This window comes from Lyngbya confervoides BDU141951 (genome assembly GCF_000817775.3).
Taxonomy (GTDB): domain Bacteria; phylum Cyanobacteriota; class Cyanobacteriia; order Thermosynechococcales; family Thermosynechococcaceae; genus Lyngbya; species Lyngbya confervoides.
In genome coordinates this window covers 1-24985 of sequence record NZ_JTHE03000083.1, presented here as the reverse complement: position 1 = coordinate 24985, position 24985 = coordinate 1, and the positions used below count along the sequence as shown (strand labels likewise).

The 24985-nt window shown below is 56.5% G+C and carries 22 protein-coding genes and 1 riboswitch; of the genes, 6 read left to right on the top strand and 16 right to left on the bottom strand.

Translation table 11 applies throughout. The features are described from left to right. Positions 1-31: 31 nt before the first annotated feature. The 12 genes from QQ91_RS14400 to recN form a co-directional block, all read right to left on the bottom strand. The gene (locus QQ91_RS14400; RefSeq protein WP_166282881.1) at positions 32-493 is read right to left on the bottom strand and encodes a hypothetical protein; all 462 of its coding nucleotides are present in this window, start codon (positions 491-493) and stop codon (positions 32-34) included. A 251-nt stretch (positions 494-744) separates the two neighbouring features. Beyond that, positions 745-889, bottom strand: a riboswitch (cobalamin riboswitch). Positions 890-1077: 188 nt separating this feature from the next. Then, positions 1078-1215 (bottom strand): hypothetical protein, encoded by a 138-nt coding sequence (locus QQ91_RS14395; RefSeq protein ID WP_166282879.1) that lies wholly within the window; start codon positions 1213-1215, stop codon positions 1078-1080. A 291-nt stretch (positions 1216-1506) separates the two neighbouring features. Beyond that, the gene (locus QQ91_RS14390; protein WP_166282877.1) at positions 1507-1944 is read right to left on the bottom strand and encodes a DUF3592 domain-containing protein; all 438 of its coding nucleotides are present in this window, start codon (positions 1942-1944) and stop codon (positions 1507-1509) included. 50 nt (positions 1945-1994) lie between these two features. After that, entirely contained in the window at positions 1995-3437 is a 1443-nt protein-coding gene (locus tag QQ91_RS14385) for a serine/threonine-protein kinase (protein WP_201277471.1), read from the bottom strand. Positions 3438-3556: 119 nt separating this feature from the next. After that, positions 3557-4135, bottom strand: coding sequence for a hypothetical protein (locus QQ91_RS14380; RefSeq protein WP_166282875.1), 579 nt, complete (start codon positions 4133-4135; stop codon positions 3557-3559). Positions 4136-4170: 35 nt separating this feature from the next. Further along, the gene (locus QQ91_RS14375) at positions 4171-8022 is read right to left on the bottom strand and encodes a Calx-beta domain-containing protein (protein ID WP_166282873.1); all 3852 of its coding nucleotides are present in this window, start codon (positions 8020-8022) and stop codon (positions 4171-4173) included. A 421-nt stretch (positions 8023-8443) separates the two neighbouring features. Next, complete coding sequence (locus tag QQ91_RS14370) at positions 8444-9571, bottom strand: THUMP domain-containing class I SAM-dependent RNA methyltransferase (RefSeq protein ID WP_166282871.1); 1128 nt, start codon at positions 9569-9571, stop codon at positions 8444-8446. Between the two features lie 34 nt (positions 9572-9605). After that, entirely contained in the window at positions 9606-10352 is a 747-nt protein-coding gene (locus QQ91_RS14365) for a TVP38/TMEM64 family protein (RefSeq protein WP_236096197.1), read from the bottom strand. Beyond that, complete coding sequence (gene arsS, locus QQ91_RS14360) at positions 10349-11365, bottom strand: arsenosugar biosynthesis radical SAM (seleno)protein ArsS (RefSeq protein WP_166282869.1); 1017 nt, start codon at positions 11363-11365, stop codon at positions 10349-10351. Before arsS ends, QQ91_RS14365 begins: the two co-directional genes overlap by 4 nt. 43 nt (positions 11366-11408) lie before the next feature. Next, positions 11409-12377: an arsenosugar biosynthesis arsenite methyltransferase ArsM gene (arsM, locus tag QQ91_RS14355; protein WP_166282867.1), complete on the bottom strand. Its 969-nt coding sequence runs from the start codon at positions 12375-12377 to the stop codon at positions 11409-11411. Positions 12378-12567: 190 nt separating this feature from the next. Next, the gene (gene thyD, locus QQ91_RS14350) at positions 12568-13491 is read right to left on the bottom strand and encodes a thylakoid membrane protein ThyD (protein ID WP_166282865.1); all 924 of its coding nucleotides are present in this window, start codon (positions 13489-13491) and stop codon (positions 12568-12570) included. A gap of 67 nt (positions 13492-13558) precedes the next feature. Further along, positions 13559-15406, bottom strand: a complete 1848-nt coding sequence (recN, locus tag QQ91_RS14345; RefSeq protein WP_349306870.1) for a DNA repair protein RecN — start codon at positions 15404-15406, stop codon at positions 13559-13561. Between the two features lie 660 nt (positions 15407-16066). Between recN and QQ91_RS14340 the strand changes: the two genes are divergently transcribed. Beyond that, entirely contained in the window at positions 16067-16948 is an 882-nt protein-coding gene (locus tag QQ91_RS14340) for a UbiA family prenyltransferase (protein ID WP_166282863.1), read from the top strand. A 228-nt stretch (positions 16949-17176) separates the two neighbouring features. Then, positions 17177-17857, top strand: coding sequence for a 2OG-Fe dioxygenase family protein (locus tag QQ91_RS14335; protein WP_166282861.1), 681 nt, complete (start codon positions 17177-17179; stop codon positions 17855-17857). A gap of 69 nt (positions 17858-17926) precedes the next feature. Here QQ91_RS14335 and QQ91_RS14330 read toward each other — a convergent pair whose 3' ends face one another. Then, the gene (locus tag QQ91_RS14330) at positions 17927-19093 is read right to left on the bottom strand and encodes an amino acid permease (protein ID WP_166282859.1); all 1167 of its coding nucleotides are present in this window, start codon (positions 19091-19093) and stop codon (positions 17927-17929) included. Between the two features lie 279 nt (positions 19094-19372). Here QQ91_RS14330 and QQ91_RS14325 point away from each other — a divergent pair, with 279 nt between their 5' ends. Both QQ91_RS14325 and QQ91_RS14320 read left to right on the top strand, forming a co-directional pair. Beyond that, positions 19373-20602 carry an LL-diaminopimelate aminotransferase gene (locus tag QQ91_RS14325; RefSeq protein ID WP_166282857.1) on the top strand — a complete coding sequence of 410 codons (1230 nt, stop codon included), beginning with the start codon at positions 19373-19375 and terminating at the stop codon, positions 20600-20602. Positions 20603-20751: 149 nt separating this feature from the next. After that, entirely contained in the window at positions 20752-21696 is a 945-nt protein-coding gene (locus QQ91_RS14320; protein ID WP_166282855.1) for a TIGR00266 family protein, read from the top strand. Between the two features lie 77 nt (positions 21697-21773). Here the strand turns inward: QQ91_RS14320 and QQ91_RS14315 are convergent, their stop codons facing one another. After that, the gene (locus QQ91_RS14315) at positions 21774-22256 is read right to left on the bottom strand and encodes a photosystem I reaction center subunit XI (protein ID WP_201277469.1); all 483 of its coding nucleotides are present in this window, start codon (positions 22254-22256) and stop codon (positions 21774-21776) included. Between the two features lie 201 nt (positions 22257-22457). Here QQ91_RS14315 and psaI point away from each other — a divergent pair, with 201 nt between their 5' ends. Continuing rightward, positions 22458-22571 (top strand): photosystem I reaction center subunit VIII, encoded by a 114-nt coding sequence (gene psaI / locus QQ91_RS14310; protein WP_166282851.1) that lies wholly within the window; start codon positions 22458-22460, stop codon positions 22569-22571. Positions 22572-22733: 162 nt separating this feature from the next. Here psaI and QQ91_RS14305 read toward each other — a convergent pair whose 3' ends face one another. Further along, a complete protein-coding gene (locus tag QQ91_RS14305; protein ID WP_201277468.1) occupies positions 22734-23060 on the bottom strand; it encodes a hypothetical protein in 327 nt (108 codons plus the stop codon). Between the two features lie 93 nt (positions 23061-23153). Between QQ91_RS14305 and QQ91_RS14300 the strand changes: the two genes are divergently transcribed. Then, a complete protein-coding gene (locus QQ91_RS14300; protein WP_166282849.1) occupies positions 23154-24563 on the top strand; it encodes an AMP-binding protein in 1410 nt (469 codons plus the stop codon). 108 nt (positions 24564-24671) lie between these two features. Here the strand turns inward: QQ91_RS14300 and QQ91_RS14295 are convergent, their stop codons facing one another. Then, entirely contained in the window at positions 24672-24824 is a 153-nt protein-coding gene (locus QQ91_RS14295) for a hypothetical protein (protein ID WP_166282847.1), read from the bottom strand. Between the last annotated feature and the right edge of the window lie 161 nt (positions 24825-24985).

Below are 24985 nucleotides of genomic sequence, written 5' to 3'. Positions count from 1 at the left end.
CAAAAAATTCGAAACCCAGTATCTACAGTGCTTAGATATCGGTCTCATCGCCTCCTAATTCTGTCCGGAGTATTGATAAAGGATCTAGGTGAAATTCATCCCAGCGATTGCAGACCTGACGATGGCAATCCGGAGGATCGATGGCCAAATTCTGCAGCCAGTCCACTTCAATCTGCTGATCTTTGCGAACGGAAATCAGAATGTCTTGACGGGGAGAGTAGGTTTGCAGCGCGTCCATTAGGCGATGGATCAAAGAATCTGGCAGGCGATAGGGCTGAAGATATCGGGGGACAGCAGCGGCTGGAATGTACTGGATAAGGGATTGATCCCTGCTCCAGCCCAGAGGGATGGCATCCATCACTTCGCAGGCAACCATCCCGCGCCCCTGGGTCAGATAGCCCTGCCATGCCCCATGCCCCAGGGAGAGAAAATGGTCTCGAATAAAGGCCGTCTGCCAGCAATCGGAATAGCCGTCAGTTATGGGATATTTCATCGGCGCCATCTTAGTCCCGTATCCGACGGCGCACTGCCCCCTGTTGCTAAAGCAAATTCATAGAAAACCTTAACAGGGCCACAGGAGGCCTTTGGGGAGGGGGGCATGGCCACAGATCTCCCAATCGCCCCAGGATCAAAGGCCGAGGCGCTTTTGTCGGCCTCACTGCGAATCGTAAAATCAACGGTGTCGCCCCAAGGCCACACCTGGCAAAAGACTGAGTTATCATCCGTACCTCGCAGATGCTGTGGAGTTTGAACTATTCATCGGCGGGCATTCTGACTGAGAGGCGTGGTTCCTCTTTCACAGCTGCGGGACAGCGCCGGATTTTCACCGGACTTTCCCCCTTACCTCTAGCGACTGATCCTCGCTAGAACCGATGCCCAAAATTGTATCACTACCGAATTCATTCCAGTGTGTACCTGCCCTTTGCGTCTTCTCCGGTTAAGGTCTGGTCTGGTGTAACGCGTGGGAGGGTCAGGCATCTTCTGATCATGCTTTTTAGCTCAGCCCATAGGGGTGCCAGATCTATCCAGATCTATTCAGATCTATGCCCTTTGATGAGGGGAGAATCGGTCCACTCATCAGCGATCGCCCCTCCCTTGATCCAGTTGCCGTCGAACATAGCTGGCATATCCCTTGCTCCCCAACAGTAGACCTAGCAACAGCAGCCCCAGCGATCGCCGCAGCCCAGAATCCTGAATAAAGGAATCCCCCACCATCAGAACCCCCCCCCGCGATCGCGACCAGCTTTGCTATCCACAACCGCCGTCTTTGCTCCCGCCAATACACCTCGCGGGCAAATTCAGCTCCCAAACTCAAGGGGCTTTGGGGAGATCGGGTCGGATGTTCCATCACCTAACGGATGCTCAGGGATATCCAAGGATAGTTGTTATCACGGTTTCTGGAAAGGGATCGAGGGGCAAGCCGGTCCCCTGTCGCCAACCCACTCCAAGTCCCTCCTTTCCCAAGGCGGAACGGGGGTGGCCTTTGTTAAGCTCACCTGGGAATTGCTAGGACCAGCGAAAGGGCAGAAGCCGTCCCAGACCCGCGATCAATGAAGCTGCCCCTAATCCAAACCCAGCCCAGGGGGCGATGCCATCGAAGGAATCAACGATGCGGGCAGTTTCGACCGGGTCGTTGGGATCGTAGCGAACCACCACCTGCTTTCCCTCGCTGAGGCGATAGCGTTGATAGGACCCCGTAAACCGAGCCGGATCGCCATTGATCTCAAACTGAATCACCGGGGCATAGGTTGTCTCATTTTCCTGGCGATCGTAGTACCGGACGCTATCGACAATCTGGCCTGAGGTTTCCACCCAATGCTCCCGCTGGTGAGCCTCCAGACCCTGTGCCCAGAGGCCCACCCCCATTAAGCTTGAGCCAATCAGCACCCCAATCACAGCGCCGAGCTGATCTTCGAAGGTCAGAGAATGGGATTTGAATGCCATAGACAGTACCTCGCGCAATTTTAGGATGGGAACCACAGTCAAGGGCTAAGCTAAGGGCTACAGTCCCAGCAAATACCCAAGTTGCCACGATTGGTTTTGAGCGTCAGGGAGGTAGCCTGCTGATCCACCACGGTGGCAGGACGGCCATCAATGCGCACCTGTGGCTTGACCTGCACCTGCGTGACCCGGCCTTGGGACCAGTTCACTGCGTAGGATCCGTTTTGAAAATCCACAATTGTGCAGGGATCGTTAATAATATCGGCTTGATTTCTCGTCGAGAGAAAGGAACAGTAGCCCTCCCGCGCAATGGGATTGGCGGCGCTAATCGGCGGCGGGGAAGCAGCTACCTGGGGACTCGATGACGCTGCTGGTCCAGGAAGGATCTCTGAAACACGATGGGGATTGACCGCTCGATTCCGAAGCACGCCTGCAAGGATCTGAGTCCGCACAATGATCGCTGCTGCAATCACCAACAGGGCCACCAGCCCTCCCATCAGACCGGCTCTCTTCCAATCACTGCCAGCCGCGTTCTGCAGGTCGGGTTCAAGGGCCACCGTGGCCGATCCGGCCTCCGGCGCTGTTCCCTGATGCAAGGTTTGATCCGCAACGGATGGGGATCCAGACCCGAGGAACGGGGATGCCACTTCGAGACCATTGAGGGCCGTCAGCATCTCTGTGGCGGTAGAAAAGCGATCGCGGGGGTGAACCTGAATTGCCCGGTCCAGAATCTGTGCGAGTGGGCTAGAGACCTGAGGGGCGTGAGAGTGCCAACCCAGATCTCCCGTGGCCGGATCGCTGGGCAGGTCCAGGGGACCTTTCCCGGTGAGTAAGTAAATGGCCGTCAAGCCCAAACTATACAGATCGCTGCTAAAGCAGGGCCGCCCCGCCACCTGCTCCGAGGGCATAAAGCCTGGCGTCCCCACCACAATTGAGCGAGATGCTCCCTGAGTGGCTTGGATAACCGTATTCATGCTTTCTTTAACCGCCCCAAAATCCAGCAGCACCGGCAGATTATCCGGCGATCGCAACATAATGTTGTCCGGCTTGATATCTCGATGCACAATGCGCTGGCCATGCACATAGTCCAGCACCGTCAACACCTGCCGCAGGACCTCCACAACCGCCGCCTCTGAAAAGACGCCATCATGCTGAACGGCTTGAGCCAGCGTCTGACCCTGCACCCACTCCTGCACCAGAAAAAACTGCCCTGCCTGCGAAAAATAGGCATACAGGTGGGGGATTTGCGAACTTTCAGCCCCCAGGGACTCCAGGATGGCGGCTTCGCGCTCGAATCGCTCCTGGACAAGCTGATGGAGTTGAGAATTTTGTAAATTTACCTTGAGCTGCTTGATCACACAGTGGCGCTTCGAGGGCATCTGGGTATCTGCGGCCAAATAGGTAATGCCAAATCCACCTTCGCCTAAAACCCTTAGAACGCGATAGCGATTGGCCAGCAAGGATGGCATGGACTGGGACATATGCTTGAGGGACATTCAGCAATCTTCCCAATACTCTAGCGGATCCCTAGCGATCGCCCCCTCCCGATGAACTCAGCCTTGCCGGCCCACGGCCACAAGCCTCGCTGCAAATGATCTTGACCCGCAGGGAGTCCCTACCACAGCCCTGGCACCGCTTGGATCACCTGAGCCGATTGAATGGGATAAAAGTTGCTCTCTTGATCCGATCCTAAAGACTCGCGCAAAAACGAGTTTGACGAACGGACGGGACCCCTTGGGATGTCCGTGGGAATCTGATCCGCTGGCCCGTCCCAATTCCAACTCACCCGCAAAAAGACCGGCCCTGGGCCGCTTTGATCCCCGCGTTCGAAAACCAGGGAATAGATCGGGGCTCCCGCTTCGGTGGGGACACTGGCCACCTCTAATCGGCCCTGCCAACCTTGATCGGGACTGAGGGTGAGCGTTGGCTGCTGACGCAGATTACTCAGGCGGAGATTAAAGTTGCGCAGAGCATAGCGGCCTTGATTAAGCGCTGGATTTTGGTCAGCCGCACCGGTGTCCAGGGAATATTGCCCCGAAAACGCTCGAAAGCTGTCATTGGGCTGACCGGACTGGGACTGATCCGCCAGGCGCCCCCTGACCCCTAAGCTGATTGAGGCTGCCCAAACCGGGGCGATGGCCACCAAGCTGAGGGTCACCATCACGCCCCGACTGCTCCAGTTCAAACTGTTCATCCTAAGCCTCCTTGAGCTGACTATGCTGAACACCATCATTCAATTATCCAACGGTTAACGGTTCCCTCCGAGAGATCCGCATAGTAGAGTAACCCGTCTGGTCCCTGGGCCATATAGACCACATCATCTTCAAGGGTGAAGGGGGTCACGGAATCAACATTGCCTTGGTCGTCAAACAGCAGCGCATTAATCTCATCAAAGACAAAGTCTCCAAAGAACAGCGCATTGTTATAGATATCGGGATACACCTGACCGGTGTAGAAATCGCCCGCCATGATTGCCGCTGCGTTATCATCGTGGCGGCGGGCATAGATCGGGGCCTGCACCGTGGCTTCAAACTGATCGTAGAGCGCCTGCAGGGACGGACGATTCGCGTTGGCCGGTTGCCGCAGAGACACGCCCAAGCCGCCTTCAAACAGCGGCCAGCCAAAGTTTTGACCGCGTCCTGAATTGAGTTCTTCCCAGGTAGACTGGCCCACATCGCTGATAAAGGGTTCGTTGGTCCCAGGCTGAATTGCAAACCGGAACGGATTTCTCAGCCCGTAGCTATACACCTTGGATCGCACGGCATTTAGGTCAGAGGTGGCAAAGGGATTGTCTGCATATCCCTGTCCCGTCAGAGGATTGATGCGGAAGAGTTTTCCCTGGGGGTCATCTAGGTCCAGGGCGCGGAAGGCTCCAGCTTCCACCGTCACGGCTAAGCTGGAGTCCCCGTGGGAATAAAAGAGCGACCCATCTTCTCCAAACCGCAGCCCCCCCGTAGCATGGAAAAGCGTATCGTTAGTGGGAATTGCCAGCAGCAGCTGTTCACTCCCCGGTAGGGCCGTGCGGAACCCCGTGGCCGGATCCGCCTCCACCCGCATCACGAAGGAATGGGGCGTGGTCACTTGAATAGGACCGGGCGGATCGTAGGAGGAGGCCGAAAAAGCCAGGTAAACGTAGGGATGGGCGGCAAACTGAGGATGAATCGCGACCCCCATCAGACCGCCCTGGCCAATGAGGGTGGTGTCGCGGGCAATTTCGTGGGAGAAGTTATAGAAGGCCTGGGGTTGAACGGCACCATGCTCGTAGACAAAAACAATCCCGCTGGCCTGGCCAATGAGCATGGCCGATCCATCGGGGGTCCAGTCAAAGGCAGTAATGCCGGAGCGACGGCCGGTTCCCAAGGATGGCACCACCGTTTGGGATCGCACCGTGAAGGGATGGGTGTCGTTGTCCTCAAGGCGTAACCGAGCTTCGCCTAAGGCCAGGGTGACCTGTTGGGCGTCAAAAAGCTTGAGCGTAATGTCTTCCCCAATTTCCGGCAAGGCATCATCCATAATCGGCACTGTGAAGGTTTGGGTGGTTTGGTCCGGCGCAAAGCTCAACAGCCCGGCCACGGACTGGTAATCGTGGCCGGATCGGGCCTCATCATTTTGCGTGGCGTAGCGAACCGCCGCAAATTGCGAGACATCCCCCGTGCGTTCCACCACAATGGTGGCCTCTCCGACGCCCTCTTGCACTGAATAAACGGCTTGGGAGAACTGGAACCCCACGTTAACGCTGGGCTGATCATCATCTTTCAGGGTGATGATTGCTGTGCGGGGAACGCCGAGCAAGGCATTAGATTCGTGACCGATGGCCAGGCTAAACTGCTCGTCCGGCTCATCTATTGAATCGTTGAGCAGGGGAATAACAATCTGTTTGGAGGTTTCCCCAGGCATAAAGATCAAGGTTCCAGATTGGGCCACGTAGTCTAGACCGGCGATCGCGGTGTCATCGGCGGTGGCATAGTCTAGGGTGGCCACTTGATCCGTCGATCCAGTACGGATCACAGAGAGGACGGCTTGGGGGTCAGCTTCAGACACCTGCAAGGCGTTGACGGCTAAGGCCAGGGTGCTGTCCACGGGCGATGCCTGCGTCGAAAACGACCACTGCTGAATTTCGTGGATATTGTGACGGCCACCGGTCCCGGCACTCCAGCCCACATAGGCCTGGTTGCCAACCACCGCCTGTAAATCGAGGGGACTGGTCCACAGGGGCGTGGCAGGACGGTTGCCTTGGTCCGCCAAATACACGGCGAGTTGGTTGGAGGTGCCATTATAGGTGACCCAGGCATGGAACACCTCCCCGCTGTTGAGATCTTGATCTGGCGTGGCCAGGGCCAGATGGTTGTGGATGGAACCGTCCCGCAGGAGGGCCACATGGTTATTATTGGGATCGGAACTCCTCTGGGCAGGGGCAAAGGTATCAAACTCAACGGCTAGACTCCCAGACCCCGTCGCCCCATAGCCCATGCCACCACCGGCATTGCCCAGAAATTGGACACCGGCACTGGTGTTTTGTAGGAAAAAGGTCAGCCCTGAGGCTCCGCTACTGGCATCACCGCCAAAGATCCGAAACTGAAAATAGGACTCAAAGGACGTGTCTGGGGTGATGGCCCATGCGGTGGGCAGCAGCGCGGCCCCGGCCTGATTGATTTGGGCATCGGTGAGGCGCAACGCTCCCTCAACCAGTGCTGCGCTGCCGTTTAAAATCAACGGGTCGTCCTCATCCTCAAGGGTGAACAGCAGTTCACGGGGACTGCCCAGGACTGCGTTCACTTCGTTGAAAAGCATCAGACGAAACTGCTCGTTTGCTTCCGGCAGGGCGTCATTGAGAATGGGCACCACAATCTGTTTGAGGACTTCATGGGGGGCAAAGGTGAGCGTTCCAGATTTGGCCTGGTAGTCCGCCCCCGCGATCGCAGTGCCGTCAACGGTGGTGTAGTCAACCGAAATCGATGAGTCAACAGCCCCAGATCGCATCACCGAGATAACCGCCTCATTTCCGGCCTCGGAAATGACCAGACTAGGAGTGGACAGGAACACCGTACTCTGAACTGGTGCAGGCTGTTGGGTGGAGAACGACCAGCTTTGAATCTCATGCACATTGCTCAGTCCCCCGGTCCCGGCACTAAATCCAACATAGGCCTGGTTTCCCAGTATTTCAGGAAGGTTGAGCGAGGCACTCAGCAAGGCTTCCGTGGGTTGAATCGGCTGGTCGTTGAGATAAACCGAGAGCAGATCGCTCGATCCTTCGTAAACGACCCAAGCATGGAGGATCGTCCCACCATTGAGATCTAGCGTTGGGGTGGCCACCTGTAAGTGATCCCCAATGTTGCCGTCCCGGATCAAGGCAATATGGTTTGCATTGGGATCGGAACTTTGTTTGGGGGCAAAGGTATCAAACTCAATTGCGATGCTGCCCGATCCCGTGGCCCCATATCCCATGCCTGCCCCGCTATTGCCTAAGAACTGAGGCCCCTGGGCGGTATTTTGCAACAAAAACGTCAGCCCCGCAGCCCCTGAGGGGCCATTGCCCGCGCTTATTTGAAATTGGAAATAGGAGGTAAAGGAGGTCTCCGAATCCAGGGCGATGGCCTCCGAAAGCAACGCTGATCCCGCTTGATTTTGCAAGGCATCGGTCAGCCGCAGCCGCCCCTCCACCTCGGAGGCGGTTCCATTCAGCGTCCACTGGGAAAGATCACTAAAATCAGCCAGATGCAGATCAATGGCCTCAGCCCCCACCCATGGCTGCCCAGGGTCAACCAGCGCGCTCTGGCGTGCGGAAAAACTCGCCGAAGTTATCGAATCCAGGACCGTTGCGGAGGGATCTGGAAAGGCGGGATCTGGAAAGGCGGGATCCGGAAAGGCGTCAACGGCCCACCCCTCACGACCCTGGATTGACCAGGTAGCGTCAGGCCCCCTGGGGACCCCCAGCGCAATGGGGCCGTGAGTTAACCCGTCGCTGAGACCGGGAGCGGTTCCGGCAAGCCAGGGAGATCCCCCGTCCAAGGGAGACCGCGGGGAAGAGGAATATTCGATCAAGCCGGATTGCTGGGATCCAGGCACGGGATGACTTGTCATGAATTTTATGCCCCAGGCACCAATATGATTGCATTCCAAACCCCATAAGCTAAGCCCCCGCCATTTGGCTTATGGTATGAATGATGCTAATTCCGTTAGTTATACCCAAGCGGTCTGGGGTTCTTTCACAAACGCCCAAAAAACAAATTCTCCTAAGGTAGGATTGAGAGAGACAGCACCTAAAGGCTGCCCCCTCCCTGTCCGTTGGAGCAATGAACCCATACGATACCGCTTAGATGAAGTGCACAATGGAGAACAAAACCGGTTTTCTAAAAACGAAACCTATGGTTTGAGAGATTGGTAATTTTAAACTAAGGTTGGTATGTATCGTATCTATACGATAGCAGGTTTGTCATCCAGCGGAAACCGGTGGGTGAGTCAGCCCTGTTTGCCTGGGGACACAATCCGGTCAATCCAGGGCTTAGGTAAATAATTCATACTTCATGAGCTGGCAGGCCAAGGGGCCGTTATAGACTGGCACCCTAGCGCTAGATCGCAGGCCGATCGATTGGGCCAGGAGCTTGTTTCCGCTGAGGATATAGGCTGTCCATCCCTGAAATCGGGTCTTCAAGACCTGGCCCAACAAGCGATAGAATTGACCTAAATCTTCATCCTTCCCAAGGCGATCGCCATAGGGAGGATTGCAAAAAACAACGCCCTCGGCAGCGGGCGGCTCGATGTCGGCTAAGTCCTGGACCCTAAAGGTCACCCAGGGCGCTACCCCACACCGATCGGCATTGATCTGAGCCTGCTGAATGACCTGGCGATCGCGATCGCTTCCTACAATTTTGGCGGGCAGTTGCGACTGCTGCTGCGCCTTTGCCTCAGCCACCAATCGTTGCCACAACGGAGCATCAAAGTCCATCCAGGTCTGGAAGCCAAAGTGATCGCGCTGCAGGCCTGGGGCAATGTTCAATGCCCGCATACAAGCCTCTAGGGGCAGTGTTCCTGACCCGCACAGGGGATCATAAAAGGTTTGATCTGGATGCCAATCCGAGATCTGCAGTAGTGCTGCCGCCAGGGACTCCTTGAGGGGTGCCGCGCCGACAGCGGGGCGATAGCCCCGGCGATGCAGACTCTCCCCCGAGCTATCCAAACTCACCACGCAGCGATCGCCATCAAGGTGTACATTCACCCGAACATCGGGCTGCTTGAGATCCACCGGCGATCGGGATCTAAACTGCTGTCGTTGCTGGTCAACAATGGCATTTTTAACCTGTAATGCTGTGAAGTGGGTATGGTTGAGCTGCGGCGTTTTCCCCGTAGCCGTCACGGCAAGGGAATAGTCTGGGGTCAGATAATCCGACCAGGGCAGTGCGGCAATCCCGCGATAGAGATCCTCGGCCGTTTGGCAAGGGAAGCTGTCCAGGCGCTGCAATACCCGAAACGGCAGCCTCGCCCAAAGATTGACCCGGTACAGCAGCAGGCGATCGCCTTGGAAGGCCACCCCACAAAAGCCAGGCTTCACTTTCTTCGCCCCGAGTTGCGATAGCTCTTGGGCCGCCAGGGCTTCAAGTCCCCGAGCCACCGTTGCAAAATATTTACCCATAGAGGGTATTGTAGTCACGGTTGCCCACCAGACGCTAGCCTGGGCGGCGACGCAGCAGCAGCGGAAGGAGGGATAAAAGTGCTAAGGCCGATCCAGCTCCTAAAAACGAGATCCAGCCCTGTCCGTGGAAAGCATCATAGCCGGACTGACCCAGCCAGGTGTAAAGAACCACCCCAGGCATAATTCCAATCAACGTGCCGAAGGTGTAAGGCCAAGGGCGAAGAGGCGTCAGACCCAGCAGAAAATTCGTGAGATTAAACGGTGAAATGGGGGCAAAGCGCAGGGTCAACACAAACCAAAAGGGCCGCTCCTTCACCATGCGGTTTAAGGACTTTAAAAGGGCGTGGTGACCAAAGCGCCGCTGCCACCATCCATGCATTAGGTATCGCGCCAGGCTAAAGGCCGCCAGTGCCCCCAAGGTCGCTCCCAGCACAGACCACACACTCCCCCAAACCAAACCAAAGCAGACTCCCCCGACCAGGGTGAGGATGACACCGGGTATCCCGATGGCGGTGGCTCCAATGTGCAGCCCCACAAACCACACCGTCGCTTTAGGCCCTAACCCGTCCAGCCAAGCCGTTAGCTGCTGAGAATCCCAAAGGACGGGTAACACCTCGACCAGCCCTGGCAGCGCCAGTAGCCCCATCAAAAACCAAAGCAGGAGTTGGGGCGCCCTTTGGGAGGAGATCAGGGGAAACAGGGGGGGCTGTTGCTCCTGGCAAGGGGGAGCCGGGTCACCCGGCCCGCGCAGAGATGGGAACTGGCCTGGGCGGGGATTCAATCCGCCCCCTCGACCAGGGCACCGCCGCAGCTTGAGCCTGCGCCTGCGGTACAGCCATAACAATAGCTCCGAGTCCGCACCTCTGGAATGACATCCAGCGACCCAGCCTTTAAAAGCATGGACACCGTCACCGGTTCCCCAGCCGCAGTCCGGGCTGGAACAGCTTCCATTTGATTAAAATCGCAGTCATAGACATTGCCCAGGTAGTCGATGGAGAGTTCGCTGCGGCACATCAAGCTCGCAACCGTCTGCGGATTGTAGTGACCCGCCAGAAAGGACAGGTAGGGTTGCAGGATCTGACGACGCTGGAGATGGATCTTGGTGCGGCCAATGGGAAGGTTGGTCAGGGCATAAAGACGGTTGAAGACAATGCCAAAGGCGTCCTGTAAATGGGTTTTATAAGCTTGCTCTAAGGCCTCTTGATCCGGAGTCAGGGAGAAGTGATCAGCGGTTGGAATTGGTGGATTGTAGACTAGGTCAAGCTGAAGGTGGGCCTGGGTCCCATACCCCAGTCGGTTGAGGGTCTGGAGGGCCCGAATCGAGTCCTGAAAGACGCCACGGCCACGCATTTTGTCCACATTTTCCTCAAGATAGCAGGGTAGGGAGGCGACGATGTGAACCTGGCGCTGGGCCAGGTACTCCGGCAGATCTTCATACCCTGGCACGTAGAAAATCGTTAAATTGGATCGCACAATCACCTGCTTCCCCTGAGCCCTTGCGGCTTCCACCAGGGGCCGAAAGCCTTGGTGCATCTCTGGGGCTCCCCCCGTCAAGTCCACGGTCTGTATTTGATCAAAGCGTTGGATGAGTTTGATGAGGCTCTGGTAGAGGGAGGGTTGCATTTCCTCGGTCCGGCTTGGTCCCGCCTCCACATGGCAGTGGGTGCAGGCCAGGTTGCAGCGCTTGCCCAGATTAATTTGCAGGACGGAAATGGGTTGCTTGGTGAGAGGCGATCCCACCGAGGTCTGAAAGTTGAGCGGTTGAGCGGAATGGAGTAGGGGGGGCTGGGTCATGGCGTCTCGCTGGGGAGGGTTAGCATGGCGGAGTTGGAGAGGGCTAGCAGCATCCGCCGCCATCGTAGTGCCAGGTGGCCTCGGTCACCATAATTTGCTCCGGATATTCGCGGGCCAGTTTGGCCGCCGTTTTATCGCAAACCGCCAGGGGAACCCCCTGGGCCAGAATATGCCCCCCTCGATCATCAAAGGAGTTCTCGGTGCCCATATAAATGGCGGTTTTGCCGGTAAAAATGCAGGCTCCATCCGCTGGAATGGCCACCTTAAAGGAGACCGTATCTAAGCTTTCCAGGAGCAGATTTTCCTCAAGCCCATAGGTGTGCCGGTCTAAAAGCCGATAGGGTCGCTTGGTGCGCACTTCAATCTGCCCAAATCCAGCGCGGATAATGCGCTGGGTATATTGATCGTAGGTCAGGGCACCGGACAGGCACATGGCCCGGAGGCGATCGTCCTGGCGCAGATGTTCCGGAATCGGACGCCTGGCGATGGGGTCACTCATAATCAGGCGTCCGCCCGGCTTGAGGACTCGATAAACCTCCTGAAGCGCCCGAGTCAGGTCCTCCGGCTCAAAAATATTAAACAGGCAGTTTTGAGCCACCACGTCGATGGAAGCATCCGGCACCGGCAGGTTAAAGGCATCTCCGGTCAAAAGGGTCACAAACCCCGGATCAAACCAGGGATTTTCCTGGGCGGCAATGGCCAGGTTTCGCGCTGCCGCTTCGCGCATGGCGGCGACTGGGTCCACGGCAATCACGGCCCCAGGGCGACGGCAAAAGTAGGCAAACTGAAGGGCTTCCAGCCCGCCCCCCACCCCCACGTAGAGCACCGTCGGGTCTTTGCCCAGCTCTGCCGGGTGCACCGTGGTGCCGCAGCCATAGTTCATCTCCTGCATGACTGCTGGAATGGTGAGGCCGGGCAATCGCAGCGGCGTGCTTTGGACACAGCACAGCCCCACCTCTGGAGTGATGGCCACGTCGCGGTAAAACTGAGCTGCAGAGTCAAGGTAGGTCATAGCAATTGAAAAGGCGTTGGGGTGGTCATATGCGCTGCAAAGATTGCGGGGGATGGACAACCTGAGGGGGGGAACCGGAATCCTCATTGCCCGGTCCAGGGACAAATCCCCTTCGGGATCTTTCCTGCCGGTGTAGCCTTGCCCTATTAAACGTCAGGCACCTGAAATTTTCCTGAGAAGGTTGGGGGCGTTACTTAAGAATTTGGGTTAATGCGCCTTTGAGATCAGGATATTGAAAGGAGAAACCTGCCTCCTGGGTGCGTTTCGGCTGCACGTGCTGGCCCTGGAGTACCACCTGGGCCGCCTCCCCGAGGAGCAACTCAAGGGCAAATCCAGGCACCGGCAGCCAGGAAGGGCGATGCAGAACATTTCCCAGGGTTTTACTAAAGTCACTCATGCGCTGGGGATGGGGGGCTGTGGCGTTAAAGACTCCCGCCATGCTGGGCGTGGTCAGAATCTGTAAAATCAGGCTGACCAGGTCATCGCGATGCACCCAGGGCACCCATTGCCGACCCGATCCAATCGGGCCACCGCCAAACAGCTCAAAGGGAGGCAGCATCCGGGCTAGAGCGCCGCCCTTGGGACCTAGAACAATGCCAATGCGCACAATGGCCAGGCGGACGCCCAACGCCTCAACCGGGTGGGCGGAGGCCTCCCATGCCTGGCAAACCTGGGCTAAGAAATCCTCGCCGGGACTGCTGGTTTCATCAAAGAGGGTGGTTTCGCTGGTGCCGTAGTAGCCAACGGCGGAGGCACTCACCATGACCTGGGGTTTGGCCTCTGACTGGGCGATCGCCTCCACCAGTTTATGGGTGCCAAGGACTCGGCTATCCAGGATTTCCTGTTTAGCGTTGGCATTCCAGCGCTCATCAAAGAGTGGCTCCCCGGCCAGGTTCACAACCCCATCGCAGGCGGCTAGCAACGGCTGCCAGTCCCCTGATTGCTTGGGTTGGTAGGTAACAATCTCTAGCTCGCTGGAATCATACTTGTCAAACAGCTTACGGGCCTTGCCCGCGTTGCGAACAAAGACCACGGCCTGATGTCCTGATTGGATCAGGCGCTCCACAAGGCGACGCCCCACGAACCCCGTTGCCCCTGTTATTGCTACTTTCATAGACCAAGTCCCTTCACAATTGCTGTGATGTTGCTGTGATCATGATACGAGACCTGAGGCAATCTGCTCAGGCCGACCTGGCCGACCTTGATCGGCGCTTTGACGCCACGCTTGGCAGCGGTGATCCTTGCTGGCGAAGCATCACGGCCTGATTCATCAGGGATTGGGCAAAGGCGATGGCCTCTTCATCGATCTGACCGCCTGCCAACTGGGCCAGTTCCTCTCGCCTTTGGGTGTCTTCCAGGCGGCTGACCCGCACCACGGTTCGCGCCTCCGTCCGCGATCGCGAGGTGGGAATCACCTGTTTCTCCACCCGAAAGTGATGATCGGCGATCGCCGCCACAATGGGCTGATGGGTTACGCACAGCACCTGATGATTGGCTCCCAGTTGGTGGAGTTTCTCGGCAATGGCCTGGGTGACTCGGCCCGAGACGCCGGTATCGATTTCATCAAAAATCAGGGTGCCCACGGGGTCAATTTGGGAAAAGCAGGCCTTGAGAGCCAGTAAAAAGCGGCTCATCTCACCTCCAGACGCAGTTTCCACCAAGGGCTGTAGGGGTTCGCCAGGGTTAGGACTCAAAAGAAAGGTAATGCGATCGCTCCCGGCGGTAGTGGGCGCCACAGGTTGACAATCCACCTGAAACTGCACCTTTTCCATGGCCAAGGGTTTTAGCTCCAGGGTCAAGGTCTGTTGAAGCTGCTGGGCCGCCGCCTGGCGAAGCTGGGTGAGGGTTGCGCAGGCTTGGGTGAGCGTGACCTGAGCCTTGCCGAAGGCTGCACTCAAAGACTCCAAAGACTCCTCTGCAGCGGTGAGCCGTTCCAATTCAGCTTCGACGGTTTGCTGGTGGGCTATTGCATCGGCCAAGGTGGGGCCATATTTACGACAGAGTTGCTTGAGCTGAGCTAATCGCGCTTCCACCTCCTGCAGGCGTAACGGGTCGGTTTCCAAGGTATTGGCATAGTGGCTCATTTGCCGCCCCGCCTCCTGTACCTGGGTCAGGGCTTCGTTCACAAGATCGGCCACGGGCTGAAGCTGCTCGTCAAAGGCAACCATCTCCTGCAGGGTCTCGTAGGCAGTGCCGAGTAAGTCGGTACAGGCTGAGTGCCCCTGATCGTTTTCGTAGAGGGTTTCCAGGACGCTGATGCTGCTCTGCTTCAGATCGGTACTGTGCAGCAGGCGCTGGTACTCTTGCTCCAGCCGATCCAGTTCCTCCGGATCGGCTAATCCCACCCGCTGAAATTCCTCGATCTGAAATTGCAGCATATCCATCTGCTGCAAACGCTGCTGATCCGATTGCTGGTGGGTCTCCAAGGCTTGCTTGGCGCTCCAGTAGACCTCGTACTGCTGCTGCACGTGCTGGCGCTGCTGGATCAGGGGCTCGCCCCCGTAGGCATCGAGCCAATCTCGCTGCACGCTAGCCTTCGCCAGCTGAACCGTCTGCCCCTGGGCCGTAATCTCCACCAGGCGATCGCGAAGGCTGTCCACCTGCTGACGATTCACGAGGGTCCCGTTAATCCGAGAACGGCTGCGTAGGGAGGGAGAGGTGGCCGTAATTTCTCGACTGCAGATTAAAACCTCCTCATCAACCGGGTCAATTTGCTGCTCCTCTAGCCAAGCTCTGAGGGCTGGAGTGAGGCGAAACTGCCCCTCAATGATGGCTCGCTGCGTTCCGGTGCGAATCTGGCGTCCCGAGACCTTCGCTCCTAACAGGGTATCGACGGCCTCTAGGAGGATCGATTTCCCCGCGCCCGTTTCCCCGGTGAGGACATTGAGCCCATCGCCAAAGGTGAGGGAGAGCTGATCAATGAGGGCAAAATTTTCAACTCGCAGCGACACCAGCATGAGGTTAGGAGGAGAGTGCTTCCCCAATGATTGGGCGCCCTTCATGGTGACACAGCTAGATGATGTTTTCAATTTTCAGGTCCCCTGATCCAGGGTTGTCGAGGATTGCACAGAGACAGGGGTCAGCCCAGCTGCTCACCCTCCCGGCAATCTAGCGGGGTAATCCCCCCGGATCACCTCAACAAAATTTAGTCACCTAAAAATTTAGTAACCCATATCACACCCTCGGGCAATTCAGTTTTGTAAAATTTGGACTATAACAAATTGCTTTCAATATCTGCGATCGCTTCCTCTGCCGAGGCGATCGCTTTTTACTTGGAGTGGGAATGGTCAGGAGGTCAGGGGTGCCTGGCCCTGGAATCAGCGGGAAATCAGCGGGAAATCAGCGGGCTGGGTCATCCACAGCCCCAATCAAGGGATCTACGGAGGTTTCAGCGGAGCTTTTGGCCCCTCTGAGCGGAGGGAGTGAGGGAGTGAGTACAATAGAGATGGAAATGAAGCGATTCAGCGGGGAAACGGGTATCGTTCCTCTGGAAGATTGCGATCGCAGAACCTAGAGCATGATCTGGGCAAGGTCTTGGATTAGCCACAGGACCTCTCTCCCCAACTTGCAATGGAGCGTGCGGCAAACCCTGGGGGTGTCCCTGCGGATCAACGGTGGGTGAGGGGCAAATTGAGGTCCACGACGAGGTTCCTCCTCGAGGATCCGATGAATTTGCAGAGGAGCGTGTGATGGTTCTTGTACCGGTGCATGGGGATAGCCCGTGGAAGCTAGCGATCGCCTATGGGCAGTTGATCCGCTGGCCGGTGCCGCTATTAGCCGCGGCGGGCGGCATCGTCACCTTATACAGCTTAGATCCGCAGATCTCCCTGAGGGCGCTGCTGCTGACGGGCCTGGTTCTGGGGACCGTCTTTAGCGCCGCCTGTGCCATTAACGATGTGGAGGATCTGGAAAAAGATTCCATTAACCATCCTGAACGTCCCCTCCCCAGCGGAACCCTGTCTGTACAGCAGGGGCGACAGGTTGCCGCACTGCTATTTGGCATCGCGGCTCTCGCGGCTCTCGCGCTGGGCATGGCTCCGGCGGTGCTGGTTGGGGGAACGATTCCCTGCCTGTGGTTTTACTCCCAACTGTTAGCCATCAGCGGTATCCTGGGAAATATTTTGGTTGCCAGCATCATTGCCGCTCTGTTTCTCTTCACCGGATTGGTGGTGGGTCGTCCCTGGGCCGCGGCCTACCCAGCCCTGTTTCTGTTTCTCTACCAGCTTGCCAAGGAGATCATTTGGGATATTCACGATGTAGCAGGCGATCGCGCCGCTGGCCTGGTGACCCTGGCCAGTTGTTGGGGGGCGCGGCGAGCCTACGGACTGGCCTGGATGCTGTTGGGAAGTGCGCTACTGTCGATTCCGCTCGCAGTGTGGAGGCTGCCTCTGCGGCATCCCCTTTGGTTCGGCGCCCTGACCACCGCCATGTTGCTCAGCTTCATGGGATCGCTCTGGCGCTATCAGCAGTCTGGATCAAATCCAGATCGGGCCTATCGTCAATTTACCCGCTGGGAACGTGGGGGGCTGTGGCTGGGCATTGCTGGGTTATGGGGGGCGGTACCGCGGTAGGACCGCTTATCATCCCGTGAAATATAATAAAGATAACCCTCCCCTTCCCGCACAACGAGGGCGCGGTCGCCCTTGAGGAAGTGGCAGCTAGCCCGATCCGGTGCCTTTGAAATCGCTGGGGCCAAGGGGTGCAGATTGCCAGAAATCAGCCCACATTCCCGATCACCCAGGCAAGGTTTCGGCAAGATTTGTCCTTAGCTGACTACCATCACATTCGAGGTCAATGCCATGGGCAGAAATCTCCTGTTAGAGCAGTTTAACTGCCTTACCGACTATGCTGTAGAGTCCCTGAATACTGTTGATTTGGGGAAAATCAGAACTTTTTTTAACGCCATGCCGGTGGATCCCTACTTGGCTGGCAGGTATCGCTCTAGAAGGCTCTCTCGATTCCAGATTCTCCACCATAAGGTACACCGCCTAGATCACCAACCGTTGTTCCAAAGCAAAGCGTACAATCCGCTTTTGGGAGATGTCTATCGTGAATTTGCAGAACTTGAGGAAGGACTGGTTCAGCTCCCTGATTTTCACAAAATACTGCTTGAGTTCTTTGAGTTCTGTCGCCTCTGTTCCGATCATCAGGAGATTGGGGTTCATCAAATTCGCACCCTTTCTTCTCCCTTTGAGGTGGGACAACCTGCACCGGAGGGGATTCATCGAGATGGGGTGGATCTGGTGGGTATCTTTAGCGTGACCCGTGACCACATCTATGGGGGGGAAACCTCGCTGTACCGAGACAAATCCAGCGATCCAATTTTCACTAAAATCCTCAATCCTGGTGAGCTGTGTGTCTTTAACGATCATCAATTTTTCCACTACACCACCGATATCCACGTCACTCCACCGGCGCCGGAGGGTCTCCGCGATGTGTTTGTGTTGACCTGTCCGGGGCTGACGCCACCCACCCCCTAGCCACCCCTGAGGCCGATCCAAGCCGGTTCCAGTCCTCTCCAGCACCGCCTAATCTGGGCGGTGAGGGCCTTAAAGGGCAACAATGCCCAGGGCCATCGCCATCATGCCTCCCAGCAGCCAGCGTCCGCCGGGCACCCAGGGTTTAGCCGCTGCATCGTCAGTGCCGTAGCGCGATCGCCAGGCCAGCAGGGCTGGAATCAGGCCATAGAGGGTGGAGACGCTAAAGGTGCCGGCACTACTCAGGGCAGCAATGAATAAATCGGGGTTGAGACTGCAAAACCCAACGGGCGGAATAAACACCAGAGCGTTAGTGGCTAAGTCCTGGGCTGTTTCATTGCCAAACTGATCTGACCAGAGGTCTTGAAATACGCTGATCAGTCCGTAACTGACGCCAATAAAGGAGGTGGTCACTGCAAACAGCGAAAAGCCCGTCACCCAGATTCCCAGGGGGCCTTGAGCAAGGTGCTGCCGCAGCAGATCGAGGGGGTCTTGCCCAAGGGCGATGGCCTCAGGTCCCACACTGCCAAGCACCACTCCATTCCAGATTAAAAACATCAGCAGGGGAATCAACGATCCCAGGATCAAGCTACGGCGAATTTTATCAGGATCACCTGCCAGCTGCCGGGTTACCACCGGAATGACATTGTGGTAAAACAGCGCCACCAGCATCACAGGCACTGCGGGCACAGCTGCCCACCAGTTTTGCAGCGCTAGATGGGCGGGATGAATCCGGGTTGCCATTGCCCCAATCAGGCCCAAAAACGAAAGCACCACGCCGCCCACTAAGACGTTATTAACCCTAGTCACCCAGCGCTGGGATGCAAAATAAACCAGGCTTCCCAATAATGCTGTGAAGCCGAACACCTCAGCCCCTGGGGGCACCGTGCCAACGCCAGATCGCTGAAGTATCTGTCGCAGGCTGCTTCCGCCTTCACTAACATAGGCCACCAGCAGGGCATAGTGCAGGAACAAAAAAGCCAGGGTGGCCCCCTGGGCGATGCCTCGCCCCAAAAACTGATCAATCATCCTGAGCAGTCCGCCTGCCGAGGATCCCTGACGCTGCATCAGGCGTACATTCACCTCCGCTATTAACAGGCCTGAGACAAGGGTATAGCCCCAAATCAAGATCAGCAGGAGGGTTGAGGGAATAATGCCCGCCGAAAACGTGACCGATGGCAGGGCCAACACGCCAGCCCCCACCGTGGTTCCAGCAATCAGGGCGGTGCAGCTGACCACTGTCCCTCCAGGCCTCGATTTTGGGTCAGCAGCAGGATCAGCAGAGGGGGACAGGGGCGCCATGGGCAATAACCAGCAAAGATAAAGAGATATCGCTTGGATAAGGGTTGTTCAATCTTCATTGTATCTAAAAGCTTTGTTTCACTCGTTCGGGGCGCGCGCGATGGACCCGGGCTAAAAAGGTCAACAGGGATCGCAACTCTCCAGGCATAATGCTAAAGGCGTCCTGTCTCTGAACAGGTCTCTGGGTGTACACCAATTTTTTGACGAAAACCTGTCATGGCGACCATTAACGAAAATTATCTGAAGCTGAAAGCGGGGTACCTGTTTCCCGAAATCGCCCGGCGCGTAAACGCGTTTGCCCAGGCAAATCCTGCGGCGCAAATCATCAAGCTCGGAATTGGAGACGTCACCGAACCGCTTCCCCAAGCCTGCCGTCAGGCGATGATTCATGCAGTGCACGACATGGGCGATCGCGCCACCTTTCAAGGCTATGGGCCAGAGCAGGGCTACCCTTGGCTGCGCGAAAAAATTGCGGCCCAGGATTTCCAGGCGCGGGGCTGCGACATTTCGGCCGATGAAATTTTTATCTCTGACGGATCTAAATGCGACACCGGCAACATTCTGGATATTTTCGGCAGTAACAATGCGATCGCCGTGACCGATCCGGTCTATCCTGTTTACGTCGATACCAACGTGATGGCGGGGCACACAGGCCCCGCCAATGAGCAGGGTGAGTACGAAGGGCTGGTTTATCTCCCCATCAATGCCGAAAACAACTTCACCGCAGCCCCCCCCAGCCAAAAGGTGGATTTAATTTACCTGTGCTTTCCCAATAATCCCACGGGCGCCGTGGCCACCAAGGCCCAACTCCAGGAGTGGGTGAACTATGCTCGGGAAAACCAAGCCATCATCTTTTTTGATGCCGCCTACGAAGCTTTCATTACCGATCCAGACATTCCCCATTCCATCTATGAAATTGAGGGCGCCCAAGACTGCGCCATTGAGTTTCGGTCCTTCTCCAAAAACGCTGGCTTTACGGGAACCCGCTGTGCGCTGACCGTCGTGCCCAAGACCCTCACCGCCCAGACCCAAGCGGGGGCAGCCGTGGATCTGTGGAAGTTGTGGAACCGTCGCCAGTCCACCAAGTTTAATGGGGTGTCTTACATTGTTCAGCGAGGGGCAGAGGCCGTCTATTCCCCAGAGGGGCAGGCTCAAATCCAGGATTTGGTGCGGTTTTATCTAGAAAACGCCAAGATTATCCGGGATCAGCTCACAACTGCCGGACTCCAGGTCTACGGGGGCGTGAATGCTCCCTACGTTTGGGTCAAGACACCCAATGCCTTGAGCAGTTGGGACTTCTTTGACAAGCTTCTGCATAATTGTCACGTTGTGGGAACCCCTGGATCTGGCTTCGGAGCCGCAGGGGAAGGCTATTTTCGGATTTCCGCATTCAACAGCCGCGACAACGTAAATCAGGCAATGAAGCGCATTATCAGCAAGCTGTAACAGGGGTCTAGGGCAGTCTCAGGGGCTAAGGCAGACAAAGCTTCCGAGACTGCCAACCGAGCCATGGGATCCGCATTTTCCGGTTCTGGGACCCTGGCAATCTGTCATGATGAAACAGGACATTTTGATGAGATGTCGGAGATCTCAATATGACCACCTGGTATCTGAATTACGATGGCAAACAAGTGGGTCCGCTTGATCAGCAGCAGGCCCAACTCCAGGCCCAGCAGTACCCGGAGGGATATTGCTGGCGGCAGGGGTTTAGCGAGTGGTTGCCGATTGTGCAGGTGAGTGAATTGTACTCCCCCAGTTCCCAGGCTCAGCCTCAAGCCTCCCCCGGCGTGAAAAGCCTCGCCCATGAGATTGATTTCAAAATTTTTGGCGAGGACATGCAATTTGTCGAAATTGAGCTGGACCCCGGTGAAAGTGCGGTGGCTGAGGCTGGAGCCATGATGTATAAATCCACCACGGTGCAAATGAGCACCGTGTTTGGTGATGGTGGGGGACAAGCAACGGGCGGGGGCTTTCTGGAGAAATTAGTGGGGGCCGGAAAGCGACTGGTAACCGGGGAAAGCCTGTTTACCACGGTCTTTACCCATTCCGGTTCTGCGGGTAAAGCTCAGGTTGCGCTGGCCGCACCCTATCCCGGGACTATTATTCCCGCAAAGCTCAGGGATTATGGGGGGCGGTTGATTTGTCAGAAGGACAGCTTTTTATGCGCGGCTAAGGGGGTTCAAATTGGCATCCATTTTCAGAAAAAAATTCTGACGGGATTGTTCGGGGGGGAAGGCTTTATCATGCAGAAGCTGGAGGGCGATGGCATGGTCTTTCTCCATGCTGGCGGCACCATTGTTGAACGTCAGCTTCAGGCTGGAGAGGTGCTGCACGTTGACACTGGATGTCTGGTGGCCCATACCGGCGAGGTGCAATTTGATTTGCAACAGGTGGGAAACATCAAGTCGGCTGTGTTTGGGGGAGAAGGTCTCTTCTTCGCCCAGCTAACCGGACCGGGTCATGTTTGGATCCAGTCCTTACCCTTCTCCCGGCTGGCGGGGCGCATGCATGCGATCGCCCCCCGTTCCGGAGGCAGCTAACACCATTAAAGCAAAATCCCCTTTAACGCTGGGTTAGAGGGGATCTTTGTTGGAGAGTCAAGCCGTGATCTGCGGGCTTAGGAGGACCAAACTCCAGCCGCGATCTTGCTCAACGGCGCTACGTGGGGGGTTAAGCACAGCAAATAGGCAAAGAATGCTCCGCCGCACCCCCCCAGGAAAAAGCCGCTTGCGAATTCGCTCCAGCCCTCTTGCGTCCCGAACTCCTCCGGCGGATTAGGAGTAGTAACGGTGGCAATTGCTTTGCCGCTACGAACGGACCCATGTAGCGACATGGCTACGGTTAAAATCATCACCAGGCCAATCGTAGCTGCGACCCCAGCGATATTCGCAACATCACTGTCACGCAGGGGGCCAAGCAGAGCCAAAGGACCATAGAGGAAGTAACCATGGGCCATGCCTACTTCCAATCCACGACGATGAGGGGTCAGCCCGGTGCGATATGCCGGCAAATTTCGAATAAAGGTCTTTGAGAAAGCCGATGCGTTCAAAGGAGTCGCAAGATTCCCAACTTGTGGGTCGTCAGAGTAAATTAAAGCCATAGTCAATCATTAATCTAGGTACTAGGGGTCACAGGACCGTACAGTTGACCGGTGAGATCTCCGTTAGTCAATAGATTAGACTGAAAGGCGCGCTTGCAAAGGTGATGTAAACAATCGTAAACAATCTTGCCCGTGCCGTAATCCTTGAAGCTTTGTTGTAGGATTAAACCTGACAAAAATCTCGATTTGCCTGAAAAAACTATGCTTGGTAATTACGCTGCTTCCTTCTTGCCCGTTGCCTTTGTTCCCATGCTTGCCATTGTTGCCTTTGCGGTCATGGGTCTCTTCTTTATCTATGTCGAGACGGATGCCTAAGTCCTTGCTCGGCGGCGGCTTGGGTGCCTAGCCGACATCCGCGAAACTAACCGATGAGCAAGAAACTGTTACGGCTCCTCTAATTGAGCCTCCGGTTCTAGCAGCCCTAAAGCGATGAGAGGTCCCTGCGGCTTTGAGATCTACCGTTCATCGTTTTATTTTTTAGATTGACTCTTTTGATGCTCGATTTCCATCCTCGACCTCAGGCAAGTTTGGCTGGCGATTTGGAGTTTGATGGGGTTCAACTTGGGTTGACCACCACCAGTTGCCCACCATTTCAAGCGGTAGCAAAATTGCGCCAGCCATCAGGCCTGGCTCCGGGTGGTATCCACCGGCTTGCAGGTTCTGCATCCACAGGGTCGTGCGCTCTGAGTGCACCATCAGATGATACAGCCAGGGACATCCATAGATCAGGCCGCCGCCGATGGCGAGCCAGCCCACCATGGAGACTAGCAGAAAGAGGGTTTTGGCAGTGGATTGGGACCCCATGGCAGCTAACGTCCTTGTGAATGAAGGTCAGGCGTAGTTCACGATAGCATGGCGATCGCGCGCCTGACTGGTGCTTGACGTAGAGACGTAGATATGTGTGATGCTCCCCGCCCAGCATTCGAGCAGCGATCGCACCGCTCCTGGTTTCGCGGCCTCTCCCAGGCCCGGTGGGTCGAGCGCACCACCGCTCGTCTGGTGCAGCTAGAAGCCTGGGAGAGACCGCCGCGCCTTCTGTTGCTGCAGTCTGACCCCACGGAAATCCTGGCGGGATTCATGGCCGCTGCGATCGCCCAGTGTCCGCTCTTTCTGGGTAACCCTGGCTGGAAACAGCAGGAGCTAGATCAGGCCCAGGCGATCGCCCAGCCCCATCTAATCTGGGCTGATTCTGGCGATCGGCATTGCGCCGCGCCGCCGACAAATCTTCAAGAAATCGGCTGGATCATGATTCCCACCGGCGGTACCAGCGGCAAGATTAAGTTTGCCATCCACACCTGGGATACCCTCAGCGCCGCCGTGGCCGGAATGCAGCAATTTTTCTTTGGCAATGATCCACAGCCGATCCACTCCTGCTGTGTTTTGCCGCTGCACCATGTCAGCGGGCTGATGCAGTTTATGCGATCGCTGCTCACCGGGGGCGAACTGGTTCTATGCCCCTTTGCGGATTTTCTCCAGGGTGTCTCCCCTGACCCCGCCCTGCAGGACTTTTTAAATCCAAGGTCAACATTGCCCCAGTCCTTTTTTCTGTCGCTGGTGCCCACTCAGCTCTATCGCTGGATGCAGCATTGCCAGAATATCCCAGGTGGCAATGACCATCGCCTGGGCTGGCTGGCCCAATTTTATGCCATTCTCCTGGGGGGCGCTCCCGCCTCTTCTCAGCTACTCCATGGGGCAAGACAAGCTCAGCTGCCCCTAGCCCCCACCTACGGCATGACCGAAACCGCAGCCCAGGTCATGACCCTCAAACCCCAGGATTTTTTGGCCGGGAAGTCACCCCCTGGAGCAGTTTTGCCCCATGTTCAGCTCACCTTGGTCGGAGACATGGAACAAACACAGATGCAGTGGTCGGGGCGATCGCTCTTTTGGGGCTATTACCCGCAGAGGCAAGCTGCTCAGCAGTTCCTCAGCGATGATAGGGCTGAAGCTCAGCCCAATGGCCATCTCAAGCTGCTGGGTCGAGTTAGTCGCAAGATCATTTCCGGTGGTGAAAATATCTATCCCGAAGAGGTTGAGGCGGTCATGCTGGCCATGCCTGAAATTCAGGATGTCTGTGTGTTTGGGGTGCCCGATCCCGATTGGGGCGAAAGGGTCGTTGCCGCCTATGTTTCCACTCTCAATGGCCTCAGTCCCTGCGATATGGAACGATGGGTGCGATCGCGTCTTGCGGCCTATAAATGTCCTAAACAATGGTGGAAAATGGAACGCCTGCCGCGCAATGCACAGGGAAAATTAACCCTTGCAACGCTCACAACCGCCTGGATCAATCGCACCTCCCCATGCGAGTGAAGCAGTCGAGAATGGGATGAGGCGCTGAGTCAAAGTACCGTGCTGCAATCCAGATACGCTAAGCCCCCATCGCCTGCTCTTGATTCAGCTCGGGAAGCCTGAAATGAATCAGCGTGTAGCGACAAAGCCACGGCTCGTCAGCTCAAGGCGATCAAAGTCCCAACCGAGATCTCGGGCATTGTTGATGATCCCTTCCCGCAGCTTGGCGATGCCCACACTATCATCCCGCTGCTTCAAATTGTTGAACACGAGCACTGACATCAGGGCCTGGTATGCCAGTCAACAGACCCTGGCGATCGCCAAACAACTGTTCCCCCCACCCTGAGTTTGGGGAGAGATTAAATCTGGCTCTTCCGGAGTTGACGTGGTCGACCGCTACCCCTAGTGTATGCCCAGTCTAATGCTGCTCGTGGGATGATTGA